Annotated in this window: 25 protein-coding genes; 11 read left to right on the top strand and 14 right to left on the bottom strand. The window is 64.0% G+C overall.

Annotation, left to right across the window (positions count from 1 at the left end; all coding sequences use genetic code 11):
• Positions 1–146: 146 nt before the first annotated feature.
• On the bottom strand, positions 147–1,058 hold the full coding sequence (locus tag M1D87_RS25530) for a LysR substrate-binding domain-containing protein (RefSeq protein WP_123085538.1): 912 nt from the start codon (positions 1,056–1,058) through the stop codon (positions 147–149).
• A gap of 280 nt (positions 1,059–1,338) precedes the next feature.
• Here M1D87_RS25530 and ycaC (M1D87_RS25525) point away from each other — a divergent pair, with 280 nt between their 5' ends.
• Positions 1,339–1,968: an isochorismate family cysteine hydrolase YcaC gene (gene ycaC / locus M1D87_RS25525; protein ID WP_013974760.1), complete on the top strand. Its 630-nt coding sequence runs from the start codon at positions 1,339–1,341 to the stop codon at positions 1,966–1,968.
• A gap of 177 nt (positions 1,969–2,145) precedes the next feature.
• Here ycaC (M1D87_RS25525) and M1D87_RS25520 read toward each other — a convergent pair whose 3' ends face one another.
• Positions 2,146–2,430, bottom strand: a complete 285-nt coding sequence (locus M1D87_RS25520) for a hypothetical protein (RefSeq protein WP_123085539.1) — start codon at positions 2,428–2,430, stop codon at positions 2,146–2,148.
• 565 nt (positions 2,431–2,995) lie between these two features.
• Between M1D87_RS25520 and M1D87_RS25515 the strand changes: the two genes are divergently transcribed.
• Positions 2,996–3,256: a HigA family addiction module antitoxin gene (locus M1D87_RS25515; RefSeq protein ID WP_123085540.1), complete on the top strand. Its 261-nt coding sequence runs from the start codon at positions 2,996–2,998 to the stop codon at positions 3,254–3,256.
• A gap of 157 nt (positions 3,257–3,413) precedes the next feature.
• Here the strand turns inward: M1D87_RS25515 and M1D87_RS25510 are convergent, their stop codons facing one another.
• Entirely contained in the window at positions 3,414–5,201 is a 1,788-nt protein-coding gene (locus M1D87_RS25510) for a monovalent cation:proton antiporter-2 (CPA2) family protein (RefSeq protein WP_025341083.1), read from the bottom strand.
• Positions 5,202–5,443: 242 nt separating this feature from the next.
• Positions 5,444–6,418, bottom strand: coding sequence for a GlxA family transcriptional regulator (locus M1D87_RS25505; protein ID WP_123085545.1), 975 nt, complete (start codon positions 6,416–6,418; stop codon positions 5,444–5,446).
• A 180-nt stretch (positions 6,419–6,598) separates the two neighbouring features.
• Between M1D87_RS25505 and M1D87_RS25500 the strand changes: the two genes are divergently transcribed.
• Both M1D87_RS25500 and ycaC (M1D87_RS25495) read left to right on the top strand, forming a co-directional pair.
• On the top strand, positions 6,599–6,961 hold the full coding sequence (locus M1D87_RS25500) for a helix-turn-helix domain-containing protein (protein WP_013974756.1): 363 nt from the start codon (positions 6,599–6,601) through the stop codon (positions 6,959–6,961).
• Between the two features lie 73 nt (positions 6,962–7,034).
• Positions 7,035–7,661 carry an isochorismate family cysteine hydrolase YcaC gene (gene ycaC / locus M1D87_RS25495; protein ID WP_004375560.1) on the top strand — a complete coding sequence of 209 codons (627 nt, stop codon included), beginning with the start codon at positions 7,035–7,037 and terminating at the stop codon, positions 7,659–7,661.
• Positions 7,662–7,778: 117 nt separating this feature from the next.
• Here ycaC (M1D87_RS25495) and M1D87_RS25490 read toward each other — a convergent pair whose 3' ends face one another.
• Complete coding sequence (locus M1D87_RS25490; RefSeq protein WP_409280374.1) at positions 7,779–12,827, bottom strand: trifunctional serine/threonine-protein kinase/ATP-binding protein/sensor histidine kinase; 5,049 nt, start codon at positions 12,825–12,827, stop codon at positions 7,779–7,781.
• A gap of 238 nt (positions 12,828–13,065) precedes the next feature.
• On the opposite strand from M1D87_RS25490, the gene M1D87_RS25485 reads away from it, so the two are divergent.
• Entirely contained in the window at positions 13,066–14,058 is a 993-nt protein-coding gene (locus M1D87_RS25485) for a response regulator (RefSeq protein WP_039612306.1), read from the top strand.
• Complete coding sequence (locus M1D87_RS25480) at positions 14,055–14,423, top strand: response regulator transcription factor (protein WP_023662911.1); 369 nt, start codon at positions 14,055–14,057, stop codon at positions 14,421–14,423. The genes M1D87_RS25485 and M1D87_RS25480 overlap by 4 nt, the downstream gene beginning before the upstream one ends.
• A 126-nt stretch (positions 14,424–14,549) precedes the next feature.
• On the opposite strand, the gene M1D87_RS25475 is transcribed toward M1D87_RS25480, so the two are convergent.
• From M1D87_RS25475 to M1D87_RS25465, 3 genes are all read right to left on the bottom strand, one after another.
• On the bottom strand, positions 14,550–16,040 hold the full coding sequence (locus M1D87_RS25475; protein WP_409280258.1) for a YifB family Mg chelatase-like AAA ATPase: 1,491 nt from the start codon (positions 16,038–16,040) through the stop codon (positions 14,550–14,552).
• A gap of 162 nt (positions 16,041–16,202) precedes the next feature.
• Positions 16,203–16,556, bottom strand: a complete 354-nt coding sequence (locus M1D87_RS25470; protein ID WP_023662910.1) for a gamma-glutamylcyclotransferase family protein — start codon at positions 16,554–16,556, stop codon at positions 16,203–16,205.
• A complete protein-coding gene (locus tag M1D87_RS25465) occupies positions 16,557–16,823 on the bottom strand; it encodes an accessory factor UbiK family protein (RefSeq protein ID WP_015272255.1) in 267 nt (88 codons plus the stop codon). It lies immediately after the preceding gene.
• Between the two features lie 402 nt (positions 16,824–17,225).
• Here M1D87_RS25465 and glnK point away from each other — a divergent pair, with 402 nt between their 5' ends.
• From glnK to sutA, 3 genes are all read left to right on the top strand, one after another.
• Positions 17,226–17,564: a P-II family nitrogen regulator gene (gene glnK, locus M1D87_RS25460; protein ID WP_002555808.1), complete on the top strand. Its 339-nt coding sequence runs from the start codon at positions 17,226–17,228 to the stop codon at positions 17,562–17,564.
• Positions 17,565–17,610: 46 nt separating this feature from the next.
• The gene (locus tag M1D87_RS25455; protein ID WP_015272254.1) at positions 17,611–18,942 is read left to right on the top strand and encodes an ammonium transporter; all 1,332 of its coding nucleotides are present in this window, start codon (positions 17,611–17,613) and stop codon (positions 18,940–18,942) included.
• A gap of 430 nt (positions 18,943–19,372) precedes the next feature.
• Positions 19,373–19,702: a transcriptional regulator SutA gene (sutA, locus tag M1D87_RS25450; protein ID WP_013974748.1), complete on the top strand. Its 330-nt coding sequence runs from the start codon at positions 19,373–19,375 to the stop codon at positions 19,700–19,702.
• A gap of 231 nt (positions 19,703–19,933) precedes the next feature.
• Here the strand turns inward: sutA and M1D87_RS25445 are convergent, their stop codons facing one another.
• Genes M1D87_RS25445 through lptM form a run of 6 tightly spaced genes read right to left on the bottom strand, consistent with a single transcriptional unit; the run spans position 19,934 to position 24,556 of the window.
• Entirely contained in the window at positions 19,934–20,629 is a 696-nt protein-coding gene (locus M1D87_RS25445) for an HAD family hydrolase (protein WP_013974747.1), read from the bottom strand.
• A complete protein-coding gene (xerC, locus tag M1D87_RS25440; protein WP_123083981.1) occupies positions 20,626–21,525 on the bottom strand; it encodes a tyrosine recombinase XerC in 900 nt (299 codons plus the stop codon). The genes M1D87_RS25445 and xerC overlap by 4 nt, the downstream gene beginning before the upstream one ends.
• A complete protein-coding gene (locus M1D87_RS25435) occupies positions 21,525–22,235 on the bottom strand; it encodes a DUF484 family protein (RefSeq protein ID WP_015272252.1) in 711 nt (236 codons plus the stop codon). The genes xerC and M1D87_RS25435 overlap by 1 nt, the downstream gene beginning before the upstream one ends.
• 13 nt (positions 22,236–22,248) lie before the next feature.
• The gene (dapF, locus tag M1D87_RS25430; protein ID WP_013974744.1) at positions 22,249–23,079 is read right to left on the bottom strand and encodes a diaminopimelate epimerase; all 831 of its coding nucleotides are present in this window, start codon (positions 23,077–23,079) and stop codon (positions 22,249–22,251) included.
• Positions 23,080–23,083: 4 nt separating this feature from the next.
• The gene (gene lysA / locus M1D87_RS25425) at positions 23,084–24,331 is read right to left on the bottom strand and encodes a diaminopimelate decarboxylase (protein WP_013974743.1); all 1,248 of its coding nucleotides are present in this window, start codon (positions 24,329–24,331) and stop codon (positions 23,084–23,086) included.
• Between the two features lie 9 nt (positions 24,332–24,340).
• Positions 24,341–24,556, bottom strand: a complete 216-nt coding sequence (lptM, locus tag M1D87_RS25420; RefSeq protein WP_004375542.1) for an LPS translocon maturation chaperone LptM — start codon at positions 24,554–24,556, stop codon at positions 24,341–24,343.
• 410 nt (positions 24,557–24,966) lie between these two features.
• On the opposite strand from lptM, the gene cyaY reads away from it, so the two are divergent.
• Together cyaY and M1D87_RS25410 are read left to right on the top strand one after the other, a co-directional pair.
• Positions 24,967–25,299 carry an iron donor protein CyaY gene (gene cyaY, locus M1D87_RS25415; RefSeq protein WP_004575827.1) on the top strand — a complete coding sequence of 111 codons (333 nt, stop codon included), beginning with the start codon at positions 24,967–24,969 and terminating at the stop codon, positions 25,297–25,299.
• A 1-nt stretch (position 25,300) separates the two neighbouring features.
• On the top strand, positions 25,301–25,525 hold the full coding sequence (locus M1D87_RS25410) for a DUF1289 domain-containing protein (RefSeq protein ID WP_013974742.1): 225 nt from the start codon (positions 25,301–25,303) through the stop codon (positions 25,523–25,525).
• The last annotated feature ends 115 nt before the right edge of the window (positions 25,526–25,640 follow it).

The following is a 25,640-nucleotide window of genomic DNA, read 5'->3' as shown; positions in this document are numbered from 1 at the left end:
TATGTGTGTGCTCTGGCTGTTCTTGCCTGTGCCGGCCTCTTCGCGGGTGAACCCGCTCCTACAGATACTGCACAAACCTTGGGGCTAGTGGTGACCCTGTGGGAGCGGGTTTACCCGCGAAGAGGCCGGCACAGGCGGCAACCGGCTCAAGCCATGTCGCTGATGGCGAATTCTTCGGCCAGATGATCGATCAGCGCCCGCACCGACGGCAGCAAGCCCCGCCGCGACGGGAAGATCGCATGCACGATGCCGCAACGCGGGTGCCAGTCCGGCAACAACTCCACCAGCCGACCCGCCGCCAGGTCTTCGCGCACCGCCACCCGCGGCAGGTGCGCAATACCCACCCCGGCCACCACGAAATGGCGCAGGGCGAACAGGTCGTCCGTCACCATGCGCGGTGTGTGCGGGATTACGATGCTGCGGCTGCTGTCTTCGCCCTGGAACAGCTCCCACTGGTACTCACGCTGGGCGCTGCCCCAATGCAGGCTCGGCAGCGTGCCGAGCAGCTGCGGGTCGAAGCGCTCGGGCAACTGCTCCAGGTACTGCGGCTGGCCGACCAGGCACTGGGTGCTGTTGCTCAGTACCTTCATCACCATGTCGGTGTTCTCCAGCGGCGGAAAGCGCACCCGCAGGGCGATGTCGAAGCCCTCGTGCAGCAGGTCGACGCGGCGGTTGGTGCTCTCGATGAACAGCTCCACCTGCGGGTACTTGAGCATGTAGCGGGTCAGCATCGGCCCGACCCAGGAATTGAGCAGGGTGGTCGGGCAACTGATACGCACCAGGCCGCGCGGTTCGCTGCGGTTGCGCTCGATGATCTCCGCCGCGCCCTCGGCCTCCACGCGCATGGCCAGGCAGCGGTTGTAGTAGGCCTGGCCGATCTCGGTGAGCGAACAATGGCGGCTGGTGCGGTGCAGCAGACGCACGCCCAGGCGGTCTTCGAGATCGGCGATGCGTCGGCTTAGCTTCGACTTGGGCATGTCCAGCGCCCGGCCAGCCGGGGCGAAGCCGCCGTGCTCGACTACCTGGGTGAAGTAGTAGAGGGAGTTGAGGTCTTCCAATGATCGGTCTCCAGGTACTTGGTTGCCTGTGCCGGCCCTTTCGCGGGTAAACCCGCTCCTACAGGTAATGCATAGGGCTCAAGCCCGGCGCCATCCCTGTGGGAGCGGGTTTACCCGCGAAGAGGCCGGCACAGCCCCTACAAATCCATCGTTCATAAAACGGAACGCTAAAGCCAAATTCTGCTATCTACCGCCACAAAGGTGATGATTTTAATCTGTGCCCATCAACGCGAAACACCCCCGAATGCTGAAAAATTCATAACCCTTAGGAGCACAGACCATGAGCAAATTCACCTACAACCGCCTGAACAAAGACGACGCCGCTGTCCTGCTGGTCGACCACCAGGCTGGCCTGCTGTCCCTGGTCCGTGACATCGAGCCGGACAAGTTCAAGAACAACGTGCTGGCCTTGGCCGACCTGGCCAAGTTCTTCAACCTGCCGACCATCCTCACCACCAGCTTCGAGCAAGGCCCCAACGGCCCGCTGGTACCAGAGCTGAAAGCCCTGTTCCCGGACGCCCCGTACATCGCCCGCCCAGGCCAGATCAACGCCTGGGACAACGAAGACTTCGTCAAGGCGGTGAAGGCCACTGGCAAGAAACAGCTGATCATTGCCGGCGTGGTGACTGAGGTCTGTGTAGCGTTCCCGGCGCTGTCGGCCCTGGAAGAGGAGTTCGAAGTGTTCGTGGTGACCGATGCTTCCGGCACCTTCAACGAAATGACCCGCGATGCTGCCCATGACCGCATGAGCCGCGCCGGCGCGCAAATGATGACCTGGTTCGGCGTGGCCTGTGAGCTGCACCGCGACTGGCGCAACGACATCGAAGGGCTGGCGGCGCTGTGCTCCAACCACATTCCGGATTATCGCAACCTGATTACCAGCTACAACGCGTTGACTGCGGGTAAGTAACAGCCCGTTAGTTGAATGCAAAAAGGCCGGCTCCCTCTGTAGGGAGCTGGCCTTTTTTGTTTGCTGCGCTGGCCCTTTCGCGGGTAAACCCGCTCCCACAGGTACTGCACAGTTTCAGCGCCTGTGGTGATCCTTGTGGGAGCGGGTTCACCCGCGAAGAGGCCAGCAAGGACAACATCAATTCATGGGCTGCGACTCAATCCCATCCAGCAATGCCTCAACCAATCCTTCCGCCATTTCGAGCGCATTCAGGTTGCTCCAGAACAGGCTCTTGCCGGTTTCATCCAGGTGTTCCAGGGCTTTGTAGCCACAATCGTAGGCACCACGCAGGTACTGGGCGACATGAACTAGGGCGTCGTGGGCAGAGACGCCTGGGTTTACTGTGAACAAAGGTGGATGGCCTGCATCGCAGCGGCTGAAAGCGCGCTCTTTGGTGTCGGGAAGAGGTGGATTGGGGACAATTTTTTTTCATAGCCAAACTCCGATAGAGGTTGGCCGGCACCATCCGTTTCCACGCGAAGGGTGGCGGCTGCACGCGGGGTGGAAAGCCAGGCTATCGGAACCCCGGCAGGCCATTCGGCCTCCCGCGCGCAGCTGCCATGACAACAGCTATTCCGATTTACCTGCCGGGTTTCCACACCCGATCGCTGAACCGACAGCGACCCGGCAAGCCTAGAGAGCAGGCTTTCCCCGGACAATCAGACGGGCTTCGACACGGTGCGTAGGATAATTCGTCAGATGGTATGGCTGAGTAGGAAATGGCTCGCAACGAAGTAGGATGCTGCTGATATTTTTGTGCACTGGGTCCGCTGCGCGGCCCTTCGCGGGCACGCCCGCTCCCACAGGAATAGCGCAAGCCTGGCAAGCGGTGCAGTACCTGTGGGAGCGGGCGTGCCCGCGAAGGGCTGCATAGCAGCCCCGGTTGTGGGAAGGATCAGGAACGCTCTGACAATGCGGTCAGACGTTGCGACCTGATGTCTAGGGCTGAAAGGGAGGAGCATTGGGAAGCCAATCTAGGAGATTTCAAATGCCCCTCTATAACCCGCCGCATCCGGGAGAGTCGCTGCTCTGCGATGTGCTGCCAGCGATTGAAATGACAGTTTCGGGATTAGCCCAGCACCTTGATTATCCACAGGTGCAATTGGCCGCTGTACTTGATGGTAGTGCCGCCATTTCACCCGATCTAGCTTATAGACTTGAGCGCGCCGGCCTCGGCCCAGCCCGGCAGTACCTCCGCGAGCAGGCTGCTTATGATCTTTGGCAGGTCACTCACGGTGATCATCCTTAGTTAGCGCTGTTTTGCCTGTTTACTCGCTTGACGGGGCATTGAGTCACGGCCACCAAGAGTATGTCGTGAGGCCTCTGGCGCCTATGAGATCGAGCGCCGCGCGGGCGGCGCTCGATCTCATAGGCGCTGCATCTCTACAGTAATGCGCTCGAGATCCTCAATCCGCATCCGAATCAAACAACCGCTCCAACTCCGCCCGGGCCTCCTTGGCCGTCTGCATCACCTTGGCCCGGTCATCACGCACTTGCCCCTGTGCCACCAGCACCTCTTCGTCATGCTGGGTAAACCGCGCAATCCGGTCCGCCGCCTGCGCCTCGCTCAACCCCAACCCCACCAATGCCCGGCGGGTCATCTCCAGGCTGGAGTAGAACGTCTCGCGAATCGGCTCGGCGCCGACATCCGCCAACTTGTGCACATGCTGGCGGTTACGCGCGCGGGCCAGCACTTTCAGGTGCGGGTACAGGCGTTTCACCCGTTCCGCCGTGTGAATGGCAGCTTCCGGGTCATCGATGGTGATGATGAAGTATTCCGCCTCGCCCACCTTGGCGGCATGCAGCACCTCGGGGCGCAGTGGGTCGCCGTAGAACACGGGTACCTGTTCGAACATACGGGTCATCTCGATGGTGTCCACCGAGGTTTCCAGGGCAATGAACGGAATCTTCTGTGCCCGCAGGATGCGCGCGACGATCTGGCCCATGCGACCCATGCCGACGATCACCACCCGTGGCGTGTCAGCCTGAATCTGCTTGTAATGCTCCGGCACCTCACGCGCCGGTTGCGGGCGCTTGAGCGCGTGGGCGCAGCCAATCATCAGCAGCGGGGTAATGGCCATCGACAGGGTGATGGTCATCAACAGCAGGTCGTAAGTCTGGGTGTCGAACAAGCCTTGGTCCTTGCCCAGCTTGAACACCACGAAGGCAAATTCGCCACCGGCAGCCAGCACCATGCCCAGGCGCAGGGCGCTGGCGCTGTTCAGACCACCGGCCAGGCGCCCGACGCCGATCAGCAGTACCAGCTTCACGGCCACCAGCAGCAGGGTCAGGCCCAGCACCACCAAAGGCATTTCCAGCAGCAGGCGCAGGTTGGCGCCCATGCCGACGCTGATGAAGAACAGCCCCAGCAGCAGGCCCTTGAACGGTTCGATCTGCGATTCCAGCTCGTGGCGGTATTCCGAGTCGGCCAGCAGCAGGCCGGCGAGGAAGGCACCCAGGGCCATGGAAATGCCGGCTTCTTCCATCAGCCAGGCAGTGCCGATCACAACCAGCAGCGCGGTGGCGGTGGACACTTCCGGCAGGCCGGTGCGGGCCACGGTGCGGAACACCGGGCGCAGCAGGTAGCGGCCACCGACGATGACCACGGCGATGCTGGCGAACACCTTCAGGCCATGCTCCAGGCTGTCGCCGTGGCTGGTGTCCGGGCCACTGGCGGCCAGCAGCGGAACCAATGCGATCAGTGGGATGGCGGCGATGTCCTGGAACAGCAGGATGGCGAACGCCAGGCGGCCGTGCGGGGCGTTGAGCTGCTTGCTTTCGGCCAGGCTCTGCAGGCCAAGGGCAGTGGACGACAGCGCCAGGCCCAGACCGAGCACGATGGCCGCCGGTAGCGTCTGGCTGAAGCCGAACAGGGCGATGGCGCCGATCAGCGCACCGGTCAGCAGCACCTGGGCGGTGCCGACGCCGAATACGGACTTGCGCATCAGCCACAGGCGCTTGGGCGACAGCTCGAGGCCGATGATGAACAGCAGCAGGACCACGCCCAGCTCGGAAATGTGCGCCACGCTTTCGGTATCGCGGATCAGGCCCAGCGCCTGCGGGCCGATGATCACGCCGGCGAGCAGGTAACCGAGCACGGCCCCCAGGTGCAGGCGCTTGGCCAGGGGGACGGCGAGGACAGCGGCGAGCAGGAAGATCACCGCGGTTTGCAGAAGGCTGCCTTCGTGTGGCATTGGCTCGTACTCCATGAGCTGCCGGGGCAGCGTTAGATCAGTTTGGCGGACAATTCTGGGGAATGTGGGGGTGCCAGACAATCTGCTGTGAGGAAGACACATTGTCCTGAATCAGGTGACAGTCGTGCTGGCCTCTTCGCGGGTGAACCCGCTCCCACAGGTACAGCGGTGTCTTCAAGCCTGCGCAACACCTGTGGGAGCGGGTTCACCCGCGAAGAGGCCGGCACAGGAAATCTGCATACTCAACTGCCACCAAACTGCGCCCGATACTGCGCCGGCGTCATGCCAATCCGCTCGCAGAAAACCTTGCGCAAATGCCGGTCACTGCCAAAACCGCACTGCGTCGCCACCACTTTCAATGGCAGGTCGCTGCTTTCCAGCAGCTTGCGCGCGCGGTCGATGCGTGCGTTCTGCAAGTATTGCAGTGGCGTGATGCCCACCTCGCGCTGAAAGGTGCGGGCGAAGTTGCGCCCGCTCATGGCTACCAGGTCGGCCATCTTCTGCACAGTGAAGCCTTGCTCGATATGGTCGACGATATACGCCTGCACCCGTGCAATCGGCGAATCATCACGCGGTACAGCCGCCAGCAGTGGCCCGTAGGGTGTCTGCCCGCCCTGGCGATGGCGGGCGACCAGCAGCACCTTGGCCACTTCCAGGGCCAGCGCCTTGCCGTGGTCCTCGGCCACCACTGACAGTGCCAGGTCGATGCCTGCGGTGATGCCGCCCGAGGTAATCAGGCAACGGTCGATCACGTAGATCTGCTCGGTCTCGACCTTCGCCTCGGGGAACGCTTGTGCCAGGCGCTCCACGTAGTTCCAGTGGGTGGTGCAGCGATAGCCGTCCAGCAGCCCGGCCCGGCCCAGCAGGAATACCCCGGTGCATATTGCACCAAAGCGTTTGGCCCGGCGCACGGCCTGGGGCAGCCAGCGCTCGATGCCTGGCAGGGCGATGTCATAGGCGCCCGGGCCGCCTGGCACCAGCAACAGGTCGACGGCTTCCGGCAAATCCTCCAGACGCAGGTCGGCTACCACTTTCAACCCGCAGGAGCCGCGCACCGCTGCCTGCCCTTCGGCCAGGGTCAGCAGCCGGTACTTCCGCTCGGCAGGAAGGAAGCGGTTAGCAATGGCAAACGCGTCCATGGGCCCGGTCACGTCCAGCAACAGCACATCATTGAACAACACCATGGCCACGGTGCGGTGGGCGGTTTTTTCCTGCATCGCTCTTTTGCCTTGAATGCCGGCCGCCACCAGCGGCCCGAAGCTGAATACGAAACGCATCTTAAGGTATCGGCAAAACCGTCAGGGCCAGCAGCGCGCAATTAACAACAATTCAGGTTTGGCTCAGGACTTTGTCATGTGCCGGAGGCGAGACTTTCTGTATTGAACAGGAGAGCCGCCATGCACCCCGGGACGCCCCAAGCGCCGCTGCAAACCCCCGGCGCACTGACGCCGGCGCGCTTGCGCCGGGCCAAGGAACTGATGTTGCACAGCCCGTTGTCGATCATCGAAATCGCCGGGTTATGCAACCTCACCCGCAGCCACTTCTCGCGCGCGTTCAAGGTCAACACCGGCCTCTCGCCCCAGGCGTGGCGCCTGCTGGCACGCATGGAAAAGGCCAAGCGCCTGCTCGCCACCGAGGCGCCGATCACCCACGTGAGCCTGGAATGCGGCTTCTGCGACCAGGCCCATTTCACCCGCGCCTTCAGCCGCCTGGTCGGCCAGCCGCCCAAGGCCTGGCGCCAGGCGCAGGCCCATCCTTAAGCCGAACCTATCCGCCGGTATAGCCCCTTGTGGACAGTGCCGGCCCGTTTTCCCAACCCAAGGAGTCACCCCGATGAGCCAACCCGATTACAAGCGCCTGAACAAAGACGACGCCGTGGTGCTGCTGGTCGACCACCAGACCGGCCTGATTTCGCTGGTGCAGGACTTCTCGCCCAACGAGTTCAAGAACAACGTGCTGGCCCTGGGCGACCTGGCCAAGTTCTTCGGCCTGCCGACCATCCTCACCACCAGCTTCGAGCAAGGCCCGAACGGCCCGCTGGTGCCCGAGCTGAAAGAGATGTTCCCGGATGCGCCGTACATTGCCCGCCCTGGCCAGATCAACGCCTGGGACAACGAAGACTTCGTTAAGGCGATCAAGGCCACTGGCCGCAAGCAGCTGATCATCGCTGGCGTGGTGACCGATGTGTGCGTGGCGTTCCCGACCTTGTCGGCACTGGCGGAAGGTTTTGAAGTGTTCGTGGTGACCGATGCTTCAGGAACCTTCAACGAAACCGTGCAGCAGGCGGCCTGGGTGCGCATGACCCAGGCGGGTGCACAGATGATGAACTGGTTCTCGGTGGCCTGTGAGCTGCACCGTGACTGGCGCAATGACATCGAAGGGCTGGGTAACCTGCTGTCGCAGCGCATTCCCAACTACCGCAACCTGATGAACAGCTATGCGGCCCTGAGCGCCCGTTGATGTAAACCTGTACCGGCCCTTTCGCGGGTGAACCCGCTCCCACAAGAACCGTGCAGTTCTCAGGCTGTACACTATCCCTGTGGGAGCGGGTTCACCCGCGAAAGGGCCGGTACAGGCTCAAGAAGGATTCACAGGCAGCGTAAAGCGAATCCGACACCCCCCCAGCTCTGACACCAGCGCCTGCAACTGCCCACCATGGGCCTGCACCACCGAGTTGCAGATCGCCAAGCCCATCCCCATGCCGCCGATCTTGGTGGTATGAAACGCATCGAACACTCGCTCGCGCTCATCCGCTGCAATTCCCGGCCCGTTGTCGTCTACGCAGATTTCCACCTCATTCCCGACCACCGCCGACGCAATCCGCAGCACCCCGTCGCTGCGATACCCCGCCAGCGCCTCCAGGCCATTGGTAATCAGGTTGAACACCAACTGCTGCAACTGCACCGGGTCGGCCATCACGCTCACCCCCGCCTGCAAGCGCATCTGCACGTCCACCGGGCCCTTGGCGGCATCGGCCGATGTAAGGCGCACCACTTCGCGGATCAACTCGTCCAGCTTCACCACCTTGAGTTGCATCGGCGACTGTTTGGCCAGCGAGCGTAGCGCACGCACGATGTTGGCGGCCCGTTCGCTGTCGTTGCGTATATCTTCCAGGCCGGCAATCGCCTCTTCCAGGTCGGGGTTGGTGCGTTTCAACCAGCGCAGGCTGGCAGCGGCGTTGGAGGCTATGCCCAGCAGCGGCTGGCTGATCTCATGGGCGATGGACGCGGACAGCTCGTTCATCACCTGCAAGTGCGACGTGCGCGCCAATTCCGCGCGGGAGCGGCGCAACTCGGTCTCCATCTGGGCGCGGGTCTGGTTGTCTTCGGCCAGGCGTGTGTAGAACTTGGCGGTTTGCAGCGACACCGCCGCCTGTGAGGCGAGTATTTCCAGCATGGCCAGGCGCTGGCCACCGAACAGGTTCGGTACCAGGCGGTTTTCCAGGTACACCAGGCCGATCAGCACGCCCTGGATCACCAGCGGCAGGCACAGTACCGAACGGGCCTTGCGCGCGTGCAACTGCTGGCGGAAGGCCTCGGGGCAATCGCTCTGGGCATCGTTGAGCACCAGGGGCTTCTTGGTGCGCATGGTGGCGTTGATGATCGACAGCGGTGCCTGGGTCATGAACTTCTGGCAGTCGTCCATGCTCACGTGCAGCCCGGCGTCGTCGATGTAGGCGAGGGCAGCCATCTGGAATTCGGCACCGCTGACGATCAGCAGCGCACCGTGGTCGGCGCCGGAATGCTGGGTCAGGTGGCCCATCAGGGTTTCGATAAGGCCTTCGAGCAGCACTTCCTCGGACAGCGCCCGTGCTGCCTCGATGCCGGCTTCCAGGTCGAGCTTGGCCTGGTGGGTTGCGCGTTGGCTTTCCTGGATAGGCTGGGTGCGCAGGAACGGGTGCAACGCCTCCAGCTGGTGCACCTTGCCGGTCGCGCCCCAGATATGGAAACAGTCGCGGGCGATGCGCAGGTGCAGGTTGGCACCAGAGATCAGGCCGCTGGGGATACATACTTCGGCCAACTGCTCGTGGGCCAGCGCCTGCTCGTGGATGAAACCGGCTGCGGTGGCGGCGATCTGTGCCTGGTCGAAGCAGCGGATGGCGGCCAGGCCGTCGCCTTCGAGCTTGGCGATCACGCCTTCGATCAGCAACAGCTTGTTGCGGAAGGTGGCCGGGTTGAAGCCGGCCCAGCGGCCGAAGCGCTCCCGCAGGGCCTGCAGCTCGCGCAGCTTATCGGCAAGGCTGCCAATGGCCTCGGGGCTGCCCAGGGCCAGGCCGCGGAACAGGTGATAGTCGGCCAGGTTGATGTGCGTCGGTACCGCCCAGGTGTTGTCGCCGGCCAGTGCCAGGTTGCGCATGGCCTGCGGGATATTGCCCAGGTAGAAGTCGCACATGCCGGCCATCAGGTACTGGAAGAACCGCGTGGTAGGCGATTTCGAGGCTGTGGCCGAGGCCGGGCAGGGCGTGCCGCTCAATTTGGCGACGAACGCTTGCTGGGCCTGCAGGATCTGCTCGATGTCGCGGTAACCGTAGCGACGCACGGTGGCCAGGCCTTGCGCCAGTTCCTCCACCACGTCCGGCAGGTAGCGGCCCATGAACAGCGAATCGGAAACCAGGTGGTTGCAGGCATAGCAGCTCATCGCCAGGTCGCCGCTCAGGCGCCCCGAGTCGACCGCATCCAGTGCGGTACGGCGGGCGAACTCCATCGGCGAGGTCCAGGCGCTGACTTGGTCCAGGGCCAGCAGCGCGCTGGTCAAGTCAGCGTCGAAACCGTGCCGCTCTATCAGCTTGAGCGCAGCCAGGCAGCAAGCGTGGCCATCATGGTAGGCGCCGAAGCGCTCGGCAATCATCACCCCGTACCAGGCCATGCCGTAGGTGCTGCCCGGGGCGACTCCGTGCAGCAGTGACAGCTCCATGAGCTTGGCCAGGTGCAGGAAGCAGATGTCGTCCTTCACGAAAAACGATGACGACAGGGTGGCCAGCAGGCTGATGGCAACTGTCACTTCCTCCGAATCGGTGCGCTGCAGCGATTCCAGGCAGTGTCGGCCTTTCTGTTCGACCAAGGTCTGTACATGGGCATGACTGGCTTCGACCTGTTGCCAGTCGCCACCTCGCACCGGGCTCATACCCAGCAAGTCCAGGCCGGAAATGGCGCTGTCGATGGCCGCCTGATAGTCGCCGCGCAAGGTGTACAGCAGCGCCTGCAGGCGGCATACCCGCGCCTGGTCCAACGCCGAGCGCGCGCGCAGGCGGCATTCAGTGATGCGGGCCTCGGCCGCGACCATTCGCGACAGTTGCATGTCGCACTCGGTGGCCATGCAGGCGATGGCAAAGCCATGCGTGGCGCGGCTTTCCAGCGTTGCACCGCGTTGCAGCAACTGCTCGGCCGTGTGCAGGTAGCCAGCCGATTGTTCGAACGCGCCGCCATCGCGTGCGCGTGCTGCTGCCTCGCGTAAAAGCTGCAGAAAAGCTTCGCAGTCATCCGCTGCAAACCCGCATGGGCTGGCGCGTTGCAGCTGGTTGGCAAGCTCGAACAGTACCTCGTGCAGGCGCCCCGGCCAGGCCTGGCGCATGGCCTGGGCAATACGTGCATGCAGTTGGGCACGTGCGCGCGCTGGCGTGAGAGCGTACGCAGCTTCCATCACCCGTTCATGGGCGAAGCCCAGGCCGTTCTGGCCCGGTTGCAGGAAACCCGCGCCAATCAAGGCTTTCAACGGCTCGCCGGGCGCGTGAGAGAGTACCTGGTGAAGCAGGCGTTCATCACAGCGGCTGCCAGCCGCACTGACCACCCGCAGCAGGTCGCGCTGCGGCTCGGGCAGGCGCGCCAGGCGGTGGATCATCAGGTCGGCAACATTGTCGGAATAGCGGTGGCGGGCCACGGCCTGCAGGCACCATGACCAGCGCATGGCCTGGGTATCGAAGGTGAACAGCTGGTCCTCGACCATGGCCCGGAGGATCTGATTGATGAAGAACGGATTGCCCGCAGTCTTGTCGTGTACCAGTTCGGCCACCTGCAATGCGTCCTCGGGGCCGACGTGGTAGCGCTCGCCGATCAACTCGGTCACCGCGCTCACCGCCAGGGGCCGCAGGTTCAGCGTGGTGCTGCGCACCGCTGCGGGCAGGGCAAGGGGTGTACTGCTGGCTGGCGCATCACTGCGCCGGGCGAAGATCAGCAACAGGTTGCCGGGCGCGTGAGCCAGAAGTTGCGCCAGCAGTTGCTGGCTGGAGTCGTCGACCCAATGCATGTCATCGAAGAACAGCACCAGCGACTGGTCGGGGCGGCTGAATACCTGCAGGAATTCGACGATCGCCCGCAGCTCCTTCTGCAGCGCCAGACGTGTGGGCTTGGCCGGCAACTCGGGCAAGGGGCCGAGGATCAGTTGCAGGTCTGGTGCCAGCTTGCCGAGCAGCCGGCCGTGGCCTTTGATACGGCGTAGAATCTCGTAGCGCAAGGCGTCGAGGTCCCGGCTGTTCTTGGCTAGCAACTGGGTGGTCAGCGCGCCGAGAATTTCGACCCAGGGCGCGTAGGGCACGGCCTGGGCAACGCCGTTGCACTTGCCGATGGCCCAGTAACCCTGGGCGTTGGCCCTGAGCGCTGCCTCGACCAGGCTCGACTTGCCCATGCCCGTAGCCCCATTGATGAACAGGGCTTGTGGCTTGCTGTCACGGCGCTGTACCTTGAGCAGCAGGGCGATGGCCTTCTGTTCGGCACTGCGGCCATACAGGCGTGCGCGGTCGGGCGTCATCGGGTCGGCACAGCCTGGTTCGAAGGCATCCATGGACTTGCTGGCGGCCCACTGTCGCTGGCAATAGGCCAAGTCCACCGCCAGGGCGCGAGCACTCTGGTAGCGGGCGTCCGGCTCTTTGGCCAAGGCCTTGGCCAGGATCCGGCTGAGAGGTTGCGGCACATTGCTGTCCACTTCGCAGGCCGCTCGTGGCTGCACGCCGGCATGCAGCTGGCGCCAGTGCTGGGTGTCGCGCCCGGCCAGAGGCAATTCGCCCAGCAGTAGCTGGTAAAGGATCGCGCCCAGGGCATAGATGTCGGTGCGTCGGTCGCTGCTGCTGCCGTGCGGGCAGACCTGTTCAGGCGCCAGGTAAGCCCAGTTGCCGAGCGGGGTGCCTTGTTCGCTGATCAGTTCCGCCGGGTCGGCGCGAAAGCAGCCCAGTCGCACTCGCTGGTCCGCGCGCAGGCACACATGTTCGGGCTGCAGCGCGCCGTGCAGCACATTGCGTTCGTGTGCCTGGGCCAAGGCAGTGGCTGCATTCACCGCAATCTCGAGAAACGGCGCCAGGGCGGCAGGGCCCTCTGCGATAAGGTCGGCGATGGAGCGGCCGGCCGGGTACACCAGCAGGGGGCCTTCGGCCGAGCGCACGAACGCCGAGGGGATCACCGCCCATTGCGGGTCGAGTTGCAGGCGGTAGTCGCGTTCCAGGCGCTGGCAGGCGGCGGGGACCTCGCGCGGGGCGCGCACGGCGATCCATGCCTGGTCGGTGGCTGGATCGCGAAGGCGGAAGTAACTGAGTTCACCTTCCTGGCCCAGCGCGTTGATGTCGCACCGGTTCAGCCAACCCTCGTCGACGGACTGGTCGTAATCGATGGGCCTGTGGGCAAGGCGTTCATCGAGCATATGGCACCCCTGCTAGCGACATCCTGACGCACGAGTATACGCAGCGGACCCAGCAGGGATGCGGGCTGCAGGCTGCTTGGCAGGAAAGGGTACGCTGTTGTCCGTTATCGTCCCCTGGGGGCTGGCGGGCTTTTGTATAGTCCTCAGGCCAACCTATCCCTCGGGATAATTGTCTGAAGGCGTACCCTGGCCTAGGCTGCCCTGGGCTGGGAAACGCCCGTGCCCGCGCGAGGAAGCCATGATCCGAATAGGTAATGCCCAGGTGTCGCTGGAGCGGCGCGAAGCCTTTGTTGACGGTAAGCCTGTCCTGTTGGGGGGGCGGGCATTCGAAGTGCTGGCGACGCTGATCAAGGCCAAGGGGCGGGTGGTCGACAAGGACGAGCTGTTCAGCCAGGTGTGGGCCGGCACGGTAGTCGAGGACAACAACCTGCAGGTGCAGGTGTCCTTGCTGCGCAAGGCCTTTGGCGACCGTGGCCTGATCCAGACCGTGCCACGCCGGGGCTACCGCCTGGCCGCCGAGATCAGCCTCGAGTTGCCTGGCAAGGCGGCGGGCAAATCGCCGCTGTGCGCCGCGGCCGAACCTGTCGAGTTGTTCGATGAGCACTTGAACGTGCCGGTGCTGGTGGTGGATGACGACCCGTCGGTGCGCACGGCGTTGGGCCGCCTGCTGCGCTCGCAGGACATTCCGCATCATTTGTTCGCCAGTGCCGAGGCGTTGTTCGAGGCCCGCCTGGAAACCCCCTATGCCTGCCTGTTGCTGGACATGCACCTGCCCGATACCAGCGGCCTGGAAGTCCAAGATGCGCTGCGCCGACTTGCGCTGCCCTGGCCGATCGTGTTCATGACCGGCTTCGGCACCATCCCGATGACCGTCCAGGCCATGCGTGCCGGGGCCGTGGAGTTCCTGACCAAACCGTTCGACGAAGACCAGCTGCTGACACTGCTGCAGGCGGTGCGCACGCGTGCCGTGGCCGAAGGGCGCAAGTGGCACCATGCGCGGCAGGTCGAGGAAAAGTACCAGCGCCTGACCCAGCGCGAGCGCCAGGTGTTCTCGCTGGTGGTCGGTGGCCTGTCGCACAAGCAGATCGCCAGGCAGATCGGCACCAGCGAGGTGACGACCAAGGTGCACAAGAAGAACATCATGAACAAGATGCAGTCCCGCTCGCTGCTTGAACTGGTGGCCATGCACAACGTTATCGGGGCGCAGCCTGAGGGCCTGGGCGGCGCATGAGCAGCACGGTGTGCATCGTTGACGACGATGCTTCGGTGCGCAAAAGCCTGGCCAACCTGCTACGTTCGGCAGGTTTCGAGACCTTGTCTTTTGCTGCCGGGGACCTGTTCCTGGCCTCGGCACTGGCGCGGCAAGCGGGATGTGTGCTGCTCGACCTGAGGATGCCCGGAATGAGCGGGCTGGCAGTGCAGCGCGAGCTGGCCAGGCTGGGGTGGCGGTTGCCGGTGATCTGCATGTCGGCGCACTGGGATGAAGGGGCGGTGCGGGCGGCGATGGCGCTTGGGGCGCTGGTCTGCCTGGGCAAGCCATTTTCTGAAGAGGTGCTGCTGAAGGTGGTTGAAGATGCTTTGCTGGGCAGCCAGTGAGGTATTCCTGCCCCGGCCCCTTCGCGGGCTTGCCCGCTCCTACAGGGACTGCGCATGGTTTGAGGCCGATGCGGTCGGGGTGGGAGCTGGCTTGCCTGCGATGGGCTGCAAAGCAGCCCCGGCAATCTAACTGCTCCCCGGCCGGTACTGCAGGGCCTCGGCCAGATGCGCCCGGCCAATTGCCTGGTTACCTTCCAGATCCGCCAGCGTCCGCGCCACCTTCAGTAACCGGTGAGCCGCACGTAACGACAGGGTCAGCCGCTCACAGGCCCCCTCCAACCAGGCCTGGTCCGCCGCCGCCAACCCACAATGGCAGCGCAACCCCTCAAGGTCGAGAAATGCATTCGCACACCCTTGCCGCCGCTGTTGCAGTTCACGTGCCTCGGCTACCTTGGCCGCCACATCGGCACTGGTCTCGCCGCAGGGCTGGTTGTTCAGCGTAGTGCTCTCCCGGGCCACGGTCAGGTGCAGGTCGATACGGTCCAGCAATGGCCCGGACAGCTTGTTGCGATACCGCGCGATCTGCTCGGTGCTACAGCGGCAGCGGCCAGTGGGGTCGCCCAGGTAGCCGCAAGGGCAGGGGTTCATTGCCGCCACCAGCTGGAAACGTGCGGGGAAGCGCACCTTGTCGCGGGCCCGGGCAATCACGATCTCGCCCGACTCCAGCGGTTCGCGCAACACTTCCAGCACGCGACGCTCGAACTCAGGTAGTTCATCCAGAAACAGCACGCCATGGTGGGCGAGGGTGATTTCGCCCGGTTGCGGCCGGCTGCTGCCGCCGACCAGTGCCGGGCCGGAGGCGGAGTGATGCGGATGGCGGAAGGGCCGCTGCGGCCAGCTGCTCAGTGGCGCATGGCCGCTGACCGACTGTATCGCCGCCACTTCCAGTGCTTCGTGCTCGTCCAGTGGTGGCAGCAGCCCCGGCAAGCGGCTGGCAAGCAAGGTTTTGCCGGTACCGGGAGGCCCGGTGAACAAAAGGTTGTGCGCCCCGGCCGCCGCTAGCAGCAGCGCACGCTTGGCCGCCAGTTGGCCCTGCACTTCGCTCAGGTCCGGGTACGGACGTTGCTGCAGGATCAGGCCGTTGGCGGCATACGGTGGCAATGGCACCTGGCCGTTCAGGTGGGCGACCAGTTCCAGCAGGTGCCCCACTGCATACACCACCAGCCCGCCTGCCAGGCTGGCTTCCTCGGCATTCTCCCGCGGCACCACCAGTGCCCGGCCTGCTTCGCGTGCCGCCAGTGCTGCGGGCAACACGCCCTGCACCGGGCGCAACTTGCCAGACAGCGCCAGTTCGCCCAGGCATTCGATCTCGGCAAGGGAGGCCGTTGGTACCTGGCCATCGGCGGCGAGGATACCCAGGGCAATTGCCAGGTCATAGCGCCCGCCATCCTTGGGCAGGTCGGCGGGGGCGAGGTTCTGGGTGATGCGCCGCTGCGGGTAGTTCAAACCGGAGTTGACGATGGCGCTGCGTACCCGGTCCTTGCTCTCTTTGACCGTGGTTTCCGGCAGACCGACCAGCGTGAGATGGGGCAAGCCGTTGGCCAGGTGGGTTTCGACGCTGACCGCCGGTGCCTGCACGCCCACCTGGGCGCGGCTGTGGACGAGGGCTAGGGACATGGACGCTCCGTTGTCGCTGAAGAGGGCCGCTTCCTGCGGCTTTGCAAGAATAGCGAGCACGGCCCGGGCCGGCGAAAGAAGTGTGCGTCCTGGTTTTTCAGGCAGGGTTTTCCCCTGCATTGTCACCCCGTCAGGTTCGTGCCTGCTGTGCGCCGGAAGGGCTCAGGCGCGTACATAAACCCAGGCGGTCAGGCCCGATGCGAGCGTTACGGCCACGCGCTTGTAGTCAGCGACTTCATAGCGATCCGCCGCTGCCAGCTCTTCTTCGCTGATCTGGAAGACCATGCCGGCCACGCTGTCGTCTGCCTGGCTGCTGGGAGCGACGATAGGGTGATGGGACTTGCCGCTGGCTGCCAGCACGGCGGGGTCGGTGATCTCGACCCAGTCCTGGCGGTAGCCCAGCATGCGGTCGGCTTGGCCGCTCAGTTCGCGGCCGAAGTTGGCGAGCTGCACGGCTTTGTCCTGCAAGGTGCCGTAGGAAAACAACAGTACCGGGTATGCGCTGGAGGGTTGCATTCACTCATCCTGTGGGGTCGGGTTCAGCCGGGCTTCCAGCTCGGCCACTTGTTTTTCCAAAGCCTCCAGGCGTGCGCGGGTGCGCGCCAGTACGACCATCTGGCTGTCGAATTCTTCGCGGCTGACCAGGTCCAGCTTGCTGAAGGCACCTTGCATCAGCACCTTGAACTGACTTTCCAGTTCGGCGCGGGGCTGGGCGGTATCGCTGCTGAACAGGCGCGATGCCTGGTCGCTCAGGGCATCGAGAAGGGCTTTGGGCGCGAGCATGGGGCTGTCCACTGATACTGGGAAATGGCCGGCAGTGTAACACGCATGCATGAGCATCCGGCCTCGTCGCTGGCTCCTACAGAAAGCAGCGCTCATCTGAAACTGCACATTTTTCGAGCGATGCAGCAGGTCGAGGTGCACCGAAATTGTGCATGTTTCCCCTGCTGGCGACTGGCCAATCCTGACTGATTCACATAACTCCCTGTTTTCCCGAGCTTTGACGGAACTGGCAAGGTTTCTGCAAAGACCAGTGCGAGCCATGCACTGATGCAGTTCCTTGTGACCAGGCAGTGCGCACGCGGAGCCGGATGCCGACGACGCGTTACAAAGCCAACCGCTGCGCTTAGACTTGAGACGGGTTTGTTTTCCTGGGGCAAGTCCACCAAATCGGGAGAGAGTTTCATGAAGCTAGTCACAGCCATCATCAAGCCGTTCAAGCTGGACGACGTGCGCGAGTCGCTGTCGGAAATCGGCGTGCAGGGCATCACCGTCACCGAAGTCAAAGGTTTCGGTCGGCAGAAGGGCCACACCGAGCTGTATCGCGGTGCTGAATATGTGGTCGATTTCCTGCCCAAGGTGAAGATCGATGTCGCCATCGATGACAAGGACCTTGATCGGGTAATCGAAGCCATCACCAAGGCAGCCAACACCGGCAAGATCGGTGACGGCAAGATTTTCGTGGTGAATCTGGAGCAGGCGATCCGTATCCGTACCGGCGAAACCGATACCGACGCGATCTAAGCAGCAACAAAGCCTCACCAAACCCAACGCCCCAGGAGAAAACAACATGACTCTGCGTAAGATCGCAGGGCTAGGAGCCCTATTGTCCCTCGTAATGCCCGGGCTTGCCCTGGCAGAGGAAGCTGCCCCAGCGCTGAACTCCGGCGACACCGCCTGGATGCTCACCGCAACGGCGCTGGTGCTGTTCATGACCATTCCGGGCCTTGCCCTGTTCTATGGCGGCATGGTGCGATCCAAGAACGTGCTGTCGGTGATGATGCAGTGCTTTGCAATCACTGGCCTGATGAGCATTCTCTGGGTCGTCTACGGCTACAGCATGGCCTTCGATACCACTGGTATGGAAAAGGGCGTGCTCAACTTCAATTCCTTCGTCGGCGGCTTCTCCAAGGCGTTCCTCAGCGGCGTCACGCCCTCGAACCTGACCTCGGCTGCCGCGCTGTTCCCTGAAGCGGTATTCATCACCTTCCAGATGACCTTCGCCATCATCACCCCGGCGCTGATCGTCGGTGCCTTCGCCGAGCGCATGAAGTTCTCCGCGATGCTGGTGTTCATGGGCATCTGGTTCACCCTGGTCTACGCGCCGATCGCGCACATGGTCTGGAGCGGTGACGGTGCACTGATGTGGGACTGGGGCGTGCTGGACTTCGCTGGCGGCACCGTGGTGCACATCAATGCCGGTATCGCTGGCCTGGTCTGCTGCCTGGTGCTGGGCAAGCGCAAGGGCTACCCGACCACCCCGATGGCTCCGCACAACCTGGGCTATACCCTGATGGGCGCGGCCATGCTGTGGGTCGGCTGGTTCGGCTTCAACGCAGGCTCTGCCGCGGCTGCCAACGGCACCGCCGGCATGGCCATGCTGGTGACCCAGATCGCCACCGCCGCCGCGGCCCTGGGCTGGATGTTCGCCGAGTGGATCGGTCACGGTAAACCGAGCGCCCTGGGCATCGCTTCGGGTGTGGTCGCCGGCCTGGTCGCCATCACCCCGGCTGCCGGTACCGTAGGCCCCATGGGTGCCCTGGTGATCGGCCTGGTCTCGGGTGTGGTCTGCTACTTCTGCGCCACCAGCCTCAAGCGCAAGCTGGGCTATGACGACTCGCTGGACGCCTTCGGCGTGCACGGCATCGGCGGTATCGTCGGCGCCATCCTCACCGGTGTGTTCGCAGCTCCGGCGCTGGGCGGCTTCGGTGCCGTCACCGACATCGGCATGCAGGTCTGGATCCAGGCCAAGGGCGTGATCTTCACCGTGGTCTACACCGCCATCGTCACCTACGTGATTCTCAAGGTGCTTGATGTGGTGATGGGCCTGCGGGCAAGCGAAGAAGAAGAGTCGGTCGGCCTCGACCTGGCTCAGCACAACGAGCGCGGCTACAACCTGTAACTGCGACGCGGTAAAAACTTGCCCGGCTTGCCGGGCATTTTTTTTGCCAGATTTTTAGCATTTCCCGCACGGCAAACGGTTTATCCGACACGTTCGCGACGTAGGCGGAAATCTTACAAAACGCAGAGCATTCATGGTGCTTTGCTTTTTCTGCTGGCGCGCTAGAATGCGCGCCGAAGGGTGTTTGACGAGTAGTCCACACGCTTCGCCAGCCTTTGCTAGGCTTGCCAATAGCGTGTGGCCAGCAGGGGCTAATGGATTTGTCAGGTCCTGCCAGGAGCAGGGTCTGCTGGGTGCCGCCTCCCATCAGGAGCGCCGACCCTAGGGCAGTGGCCTAACCCACGGCCAGTTGAATTTTCACTGGTGGCTGCCGGTCTACGGCTGCACTGGTCTATAACTAACCTGCTTTTCGCAAGTCATGAGGTAGAACATGAGCGACGACGATCTGGAAAATGATGACCTCGAAGTAGGCGACGAAGACGAGGGCGATGAAGGCCTCGAAGCGGCAGCTGATGATGGTGCCGAAGACGCTGGCGATGACGACAGCAGCCCGGCACCCGCTGCCAAGGGCAAATCCAAGGCCGCAGTCTCGGTAGACGAGATGCCGAGCATGGAAGCCAAGCAGAAGGAGCGTGACGCCCTGGCCAAGGCCATGGAAGAGTTCCTCGCCCGCGGCGGCAAGGTTCAGGAAGTCGAGGCCAACGTGGTCGCCGATCCGCCCAAGAAGCCGGACAACAAGTACGGCAGCCGCCCTATCTGAGTGGCTGATCGAAAAAAAGCCCGCCGTCGCTGCGGGCTTTTTTGTGCCTGCTGTTCAGGCCAGGTTGACGCGGTCCCTGTAGGAGCGGCCTTGTGTCGCGAAAGGGCTGCGAAGCAGCCCCAGCAATTCGTGCATCTACGCGAAAACCCTGGGGCTGCTTCGCAGCCCTTTCGCGACACAAGGCCGCTCCTACAAAGGGCCGCGCAGGCCTCGAGGGCTGTGCAGTACCTGTCAGCGCCAGCGCGCGAGGATGTCGGGTAACTGCGACAGGCGCTGGATCTCGGCGTCCGGCGCCTGTTCGCCTACCCACGCCTTGCCCTGGGGGTTGAACCACACCGCCCGCAGCCCGGCGCGCTGGGCGCCGGCAATGTCATCGCCCGGGTGGTCACCGATGTGCACCGCTGCGCTGGCCTCCACGTCACCGCGGCGCAGGGCTTCGAGGAACGGCGCCGGGTCCGGCTTGCCGATGCCGAGGTCTTCGGCACACAGGGCAAAGCGGAAATAGTCCGCCAGCCCCAGCCGGCTTACGTCGGCATTGCCGTTGGTGACCACGCCCAAGGTGTAGTGGTGGCGCAGGATCTCCAGCACCGGCTGCACCTCCGGGAAAATCTCCACCTGGTGGCGGGCATGCAGGAATACTTCGAAACCTTCGTTGGCCAGCTCCTGCGCATGCTTCTCGCTGTAGCCGACTTCTTCCAGGGCATGAAACAGCACCCGTCGACGCAGGGCGCTGATACGGTGCTTCAGGCCCGGTTCGGCTTGTACCAGGCGCTCGCGAATGGCGAACAGGTGCTCCACCGGTACGCCGCCAAGGATCGGGGCGTTGGCTTCGAGCCAGTCGCGCAGCACGACTTCCGCGCTGGCAATCACCGGCGCGGTATCCCACAGGGTGTCGTCGAGGTCGAAGGTGATCAGCTTGATGCTCATGAGTCTGTGCCTTTGCTGCGTTTGGCCCGAGGGTGGGCGCTGTCGTACACCGCGGCCAGGTGCTGGAAGTCCAGGTGGGTATAGATCTGCGTGGTACCGATGTCGGCATGGCCGAGCATCTCTTGCACTGCGCGCAGGTCCTGGGACGATTCCAGCACGTGGGTGGCGAAGGAATGGCGAAGCATGTGCGGGTGCAGGTGCTGGCCCAGCTCGCGCTCACCGGCCGCCTTCACCCGTTGCTGAACGGCCCGTGGGCTGATGCGGTTGCCTTGGCGGGTGATGAAAACCGCGCGGTCGCGCGGGTTGCCGATGCCGCGCAGGCGGTACCAGGCCTGCAATGCCTCGCGGGCCTTGCGGCCGACCGGCAGCACGCGGGCCTTGCCGCCCTTGCCCAGCACCTGCACCAGGCCAGCGGCGAGGTCCAGGTGATCGAGGTCGAGATTGGTCAGCTCGGACAGGCGCAGGCCCGACGAATAGAACAGTTCGAGGATGGCCTGGTCACGACGGGCGATGAAGTCATCGTCGACACCGCCATCAAGCAGTTGCAGGGCGCGGTCGGTGTCCAGCACCTTGGGCAGCCGGCGTTCGCCCTTGGGCGCGCTCAGGCCGCTGGCCGGGTCGTGCTGGCACAGGCCTTCGCGGTTGAGATAGCGGTACAGGCCACGCACCGCCGACAGCAGCCGGGCCAGGCTGCGCGAGGACTGGCCGTGGTGGTGCTGGCGGGCGATCAGCTGGCGCAGCTGCTGGATCTGCAGCGCCTGCCAATCGGCAATGCCGTGCTCCTTGCAGTAGGCGACCACCTTGTCGAGGTCGCGACGGTAGCCCAGCAGGGTGTGCTCGGACACCTGGCGCTCGTTGCGCAGGTGTGCGCAATAAGCCTCCAGCTGGCGTTCCATCAGCGTACCGGGCGCAGGGTCTGGGTAACGCGTGGCACAACGCGGCCAAGCACCTCGGCAATGTAGCCAAGGAACAAGGTACCGACGCTGCTCTTGTAGTGTTGCGGGTCGCGGCTGCCGATGGCCAGCACCCCGTGCAGGCCCTGGTATTCCAGGGCAGCCACGGCGCTGGAGCCCACTTCCCGGCGCTGTTCTTCACCGAACAGGAAGGCCAGCTCGTGCTCGCGCAGGTTGCCGCTGACCGTCTTGCCGCCGCCCAGCAGGGCACCGATGGCCTGCTGCGCTTCGGCGTTGCTCACCCAGCGCCCGACCGGCGCGACGTTTTCGCCGAACAGGATCAGGCTGACGAAGGGCACCTGAAATTCCTGGCGCAGGCTGTCTTCGACTGCCATCACCACTTCCTCCAGGCTGCCGGCGTCGAGCAGGTCGAGGATCAGCCGGCGGGTCTTGTCGAAAAGCCGATCGTTGTCGCGGGCCACGTCCATCAGTTGCGACAGGCGGTGGCGCATCTCGATGTTGCGGTCGCGCAGCAACTTGAGCTGGCGCTCCACCAGCGACACGCTGTCGCCACGCTGGTGAGGGATGCGCTGTTCGATCAGCAACTCGTCGTGCTCGGCGAAGAAGGTGGGGTGGGCGCGCAGGTAGGCGACCACCGCTTCGGCATCGAGCTCGGCGGACTGCTGGGGTACAACCTGGGGCTGATCGGTCATGGCGGTTACTCGCTTAGAGACGAACCTGTCCTTCGTAGACGCGTACGGCTGGGCCAGTCATCAGCACGGGCTTGCCGGGGCCGGCCCATTCGATGTGCAGGCGGCCACCGGGCAGGTCGAGGGACACCGGGGAGTCCATCCAGCCCTGGCTGATCGCCGCCACGGCGGCGGCGCAGGCGCCGGTGCCGCAGGCCTGGGTTTCGCCCGCACCACGTTCCCACACACGCAGGTTGGCGCGGTGGCGGTCGATGACCTGGAGGAAGCCGGCATTTACCCGCTGCGGGAAGCGTGGGTGGTTTTCGATCTTCGGGCCCAGCTCATGCACAGGGGCGGTACGCACGTCGTCGACACGCAGCACGGCATGCGGGTTACCCATGGACACGGCGGCAATCGAATGCACCTGGCCGTCGACTTCCAGTGGGTAGTTCAGCGCCTGCTCGTCGGCGACGAAGGGGATTTCGGCAGGGATGAAGCGCGGTGGGCCCATGTCGACACTGATCTGGCCGTCGTTCTGCACGTCCAGCTCGATGATGCCGCTCTTGGTTTCCACGCGGATGCGCTTTTTCGCGGTCAGGCGCTTGTCCAGCACGAAGCGGGCGAAGCAGCGCGCACCGTTGCCGCACTGCTCGACCTCGGAGCCGTCGGCATTGAAGATGCGGTAGCGGAAGTCCACTTCCGGGTTGTTCGGCGCCTCGACGATCAGCAACTGATCGAAGCCGATGCCGGTGTGGCGGTCACCCCATTGCTTGGCGTGCTTGGGCTGGATGTGCGCGTGCTGGCTGACCAGGTCGAGGACCATGAAGTCGTTGCCCAGCCCATGCATCTTGGTAAAACGCAGCAGCATGGGCTTACTCCGGCAGCAGGCTTTCGCCAGCGTACAATTCGGCGATGGTCTCGCGGCGGCGTACTTCGAAGGCCTGGTCGCCGTCGACCAGGATTTCAGCGCAACGGCCACGGGTGTTGTAGTTGGAGCTCATGACAAAACCATAGGCGCCCGCGGACTGTACGGCCAGCAGGTCACCTTCGGCCAGGTTCAGCACGCGGTCCTTGCCGAGGAAGTCGCCAGTCTCGCAGATCGGGCCGACCAGGTCGTAGGCACGGCCTTCGCCTGCGCGTGGCTTGACCGCGCTGACACCCATCCAGGCCTGGTACAGGGCTGGGCGGATCAGGTCGTTCATCGCCGCATCGATGATGGCGAAGTCCTTGTGTTCGGTGTGCTTGAGGTATTCCACGCGGGTCAGCAGGACGCCGGCGTTGGCTACGATGTAGCGGCCCGGCTCGAACACCAGGGCCAGGTCGCGGTCGCCGACGCGCTCGCGGATCGCCTTGATGTAGTCGGCCACCAGCGGCGGCTCCTCATCGCGGTAACGCACGCCGACGCCGCCACCCAGGTCCAGGTGGCGCAGATGGATGCCGCACTCGGCCAGGCGGTCGACCAGCACCAGCAGGCGGTCAAGGGCATCGAGGAAAGGCTCGACGGTGGTCAGCTGCGAACCGATGTGGCAGTCGACGCCGACCACTTCCAGGTTCGGCAACTGCGCGGCCCGCACGTAGATGGCCTCGGCGTCGGCGATGGCGATGCCGAACTTGTTCTCTTTCAGGCCGGTGGAGATGTACGGGTGGGTGCCGGCGTCGACGTCCGGGTTGACCCGCAGCGAGACCGGGGCAACCTTGCCCATCTCGGCGGCCACCACTTGCAGGCGCTCCAGTTCGTCGGTGGATTCGACGTTGAAGCAGTGCACGCCGACCTCCAGGGCACGGCGCATGTCGTCGCGGGTCTTGCCGACACCGGAGAACACCACGCGGTCGGCACGGCCGCCAGCGGCCAGCACGCGCTCCAGCTCACCGCCGGATACGATGTCGAAGCCTGCGCCCAGGCGTGCCAGCACGTTCAGCACGCCGAGGTTGGAGTTGGCCTTGACCGCGAAACACACCAGGTGCTCGGTGCCTTGCAGTGCATCGGCGTAGCTACGGTACTGGGCCTCGATGTGGGCGCGCGAATACACGTAGGTCGGGGTGCCGTAGCGTTCGGCGATGGCCGACAGGCCCACGCCTTCCGCGAACAGCTCGCCGTCGCGGTAGTTGAAAGCGTTCATCTGGTTTCCTTACTGCGCTGGCGACTGCTCGGGCTCGGACTGCAGCTCGGGTTGCTGCTCCTGCGTCGGGGCCGGCTTGGCTTTTGGCTGGTACTGGTGCGACTTGTGGCTGGCTTTGCCGTCCTTGCCATCTTCAGGCAGGTACAGCGGGCCTTTCTGGCCGCAGGCCGAAACGAGGCAGGCAACAGCGACCAGCGCCGCGAGGGAGGAAATCAGGCGCTTCATGGGTGAAATCCTTAGAAATATGCAGTATTGCGCCCGAGTATACCGAGCGACCGACGGCTTGCCTATGCAAGGGCCGGCCCGCCGGGCGGGCTATTCTTACCGCCTGCAAGGGCCCTTTCGCGGCTGAAGCCGCTCCCACCTCGACCGCATTGGCCTCACGCCATGTGCAGTACCGTAGGAGCAGCCTTGTGCTGCGAAGAGGCCGGTACTGGCAACACATATCGCAGCCTTGCCGGCCTCTTCGCAGCACAAGGCTGCTCCTACAGTACTGCACTGGTCTCGGGCCCTGTAGGAGCGGCTTTAGCCGCGAAGGGGCAAGTGAAGGTAGCGGCTAAACCTTTGCATTCGGCGGCAAGCGCCCGTATCTTGCCGGGCTTGCCTGTAACGCAGCCAATTTCGAGGTTCCTGCAATGAGTTTGAGTGAAGCGCGTTTCCATGATCTGGTCGACGCGACCCAACAGGCCCTGGAAGACCTGTTCGACGAGAGCGGCCTGGACCTGGACATGGAGAACTCCGCCGGCGTCCTCACCGTCAAGTTCGAGGGCGGCGCCCAGCTGATCTTCAGTCGTCAGGAGCCGCTGCGCCAGCTGTGGCTGGCCGACCGTTCCGGCGGTTTCCACTTCGACTACGACGAGGACAGCGGCAAATGGGTGTGCGAGAAGAGCGAGGAGCTGCTGGGCGAAATGCTCGAGCGCATCGTCTGGGAGCGGGCCGGCGAGAAGCTGGACTTCGACGAGATCTGACATGAGCAGTACCCAGGCCCGACCGCCCAAACCGCTCTACAGCAACGTCAGCCCCGCCGTGCCGTCGCCGTGCATCAGCGTTTGCCGGCTGGACGAACAGCGGGTGTGCACAGGTTGCCACCGGCATGTCGAGCATATCCGTGAATGGCGTTCGGCCGATGACGAACGGCGCCGGCAGATTTGCCGCGAGGCCCAGGCCCTGCGCGACCAGGCTAAGGCACACTGATCGCAGGGGCTTGAGTATTTACCCGGCTGTGGTAACGTCGGGTTCTGCGTCGGTGACGCCAAAGCCTTCACAAACCCCGCCCTTGGGCGGGGTTTTGCTTTATCTGCACGATGAA

The organism is Pseudomonas sp. SA233 (assembly GCF_054792385.1).
The sequence above is the reverse complement of the archived record's forward strand: the minus strand, read 5'-3'. Positions and strand labels throughout refer to the sequence as shown.

Coding starts and splice junctions, on each gene's coding strand:
- ycaC (WP_013974760.1), top strand. CDS start 1,339: ATGAGCAAATTCACCTACAACCGCCTGAACAAAGACGACGCCGCTGTC.
- M1D87_RS25515 (WP_123085540.1), top strand. CDS start 2,996: ATGCCCCTCTATAACCCGCCGCATCCGGGAGAGTCGCTGCTCTGCGAT.
- M1D87_RS25510 (WP_025341083.1), bottom strand. CDS start 5,201: ATGCCACACGAAGGCAGCCTTCTGCAAACCGCGGTGATCTTCCTGCTC.
- M1D87_RS25505 (WP_123085545.1), bottom strand. CDS start 6,418: ATGCAGGAAAAAACCGCCCACCGCACCGTGGCCATGGTGTTGTTCAAT.
- M1D87_RS25500 (WP_013974756.1), top strand. CDS start 6,599: ATGCACCCCGGGACGCCCCAAGCGCCGCTGCAAACCCCCGGCGCACTG.
- ycaC (WP_004375560.1), top strand. CDS start 7,035: ATGAGCCAACCCGATTACAAGCGCCTGAACAAAGACGACGCCGTGGTG.
- M1D87_RS25490 (WP_409280374.1), bottom strand. CDS start 12,827: ATGCTCGATGAACGCCTTGCCCACAGGCCCATCGATTACGACCAGTCC.
- M1D87_RS25485 (WP_039612306.1), top strand. CDS start 13,066: ATGATCCGAATAGGTAATGCCCAGGTGTCGCTGGAGCGGCGCGAAGCC.
- M1D87_RS25480 (WP_023662911.1), top strand. CDS start 14,055: ATGAGCAGCACGGTGTGCATCGTTGACGACGATGCTTCGGTGCGCAAA.
- M1D87_RS25475 (WP_409280258.1), bottom strand. CDS start 16,040: ATGTCCCTAGCCCTCGTCCACAGCCGCGCCCAGGTGGGCGTGCAGGCA.
- M1D87_RS25470 (WP_023662910.1), bottom strand. CDS start 16,556: ATGCAACCCTCCAGCGCATACCCGGTACTGTTGTTTTCCTACGGCACC.
- M1D87_RS25465 (WP_015272255.1), bottom strand. CDS start 16,823: ATGCTCGCGCCCAAAGCCCTTCTCGATGCCCTGAGCGACCAGGCATCG.
- glnK (WP_002555808.1), top strand. CDS start 17,226: ATGAAGCTAGTCACAGCCATCATCAAGCCGTTCAAGCTGGACGACGTG.
- M1D87_RS25455 (WP_015272254.1), top strand. CDS start 17,611: ATGACTCTGCGTAAGATCGCAGGGCTAGGAGCCCTATTGTCCCTCGTA.
- sutA (WP_013974748.1), top strand. CDS start 19,373: ATGAGCGACGACGATCTGGAAAATGATGACCTCGAAGTAGGCGACGAA.
- M1D87_RS25445 (WP_013974747.1), bottom strand. CDS start 20,629: ATGAGCATCAAGCTGATCACCTTCGACCTCGACGACACCCTGTGGGAT.
- xerC (WP_123083981.1), bottom strand. CDS start 21,525: ATGGAACGCCAGCTGGAGGCTTATTGCGCACACCTGCGCAACGAGCGC.
- M1D87_RS25435 (WP_015272252.1), bottom strand. CDS start 22,235: ATGACCGATCAGCCCCAGGTTGTACCCCAGCAGTCCGCCGAGCTCGAT.
- dapF (WP_013974744.1), bottom strand. CDS start 23,079: ATGCTGCTGCGTTTTACCAAGATGCATGGGCTGGGCAACGACTTCATG.
- lysA (WP_013974743.1), bottom strand. CDS start 24,331: ATGAACGCTTTCAACTACCGCGACGGCGAGCTGTTCGCGGAAGGCGTG.
- lptM (WP_004375542.1), bottom strand. CDS start 24,556: ATGAAGCGCCTGATTTCCTCCCTCGCGGCGCTGGTCGCTGTTGCCTGC.
- cyaY (WP_004575827.1), top strand. CDS start 24,967: ATGAGTTTGAGTGAAGCGCGTTTCCATGATCTGGTCGACGCGACCCAA.
- M1D87_RS25410 (WP_013974742.1), top strand. CDS start 25,301: ATGAGCAGTACCCAGGCCCGACCGCCCAAACCGCTCTACAGCAACGTC.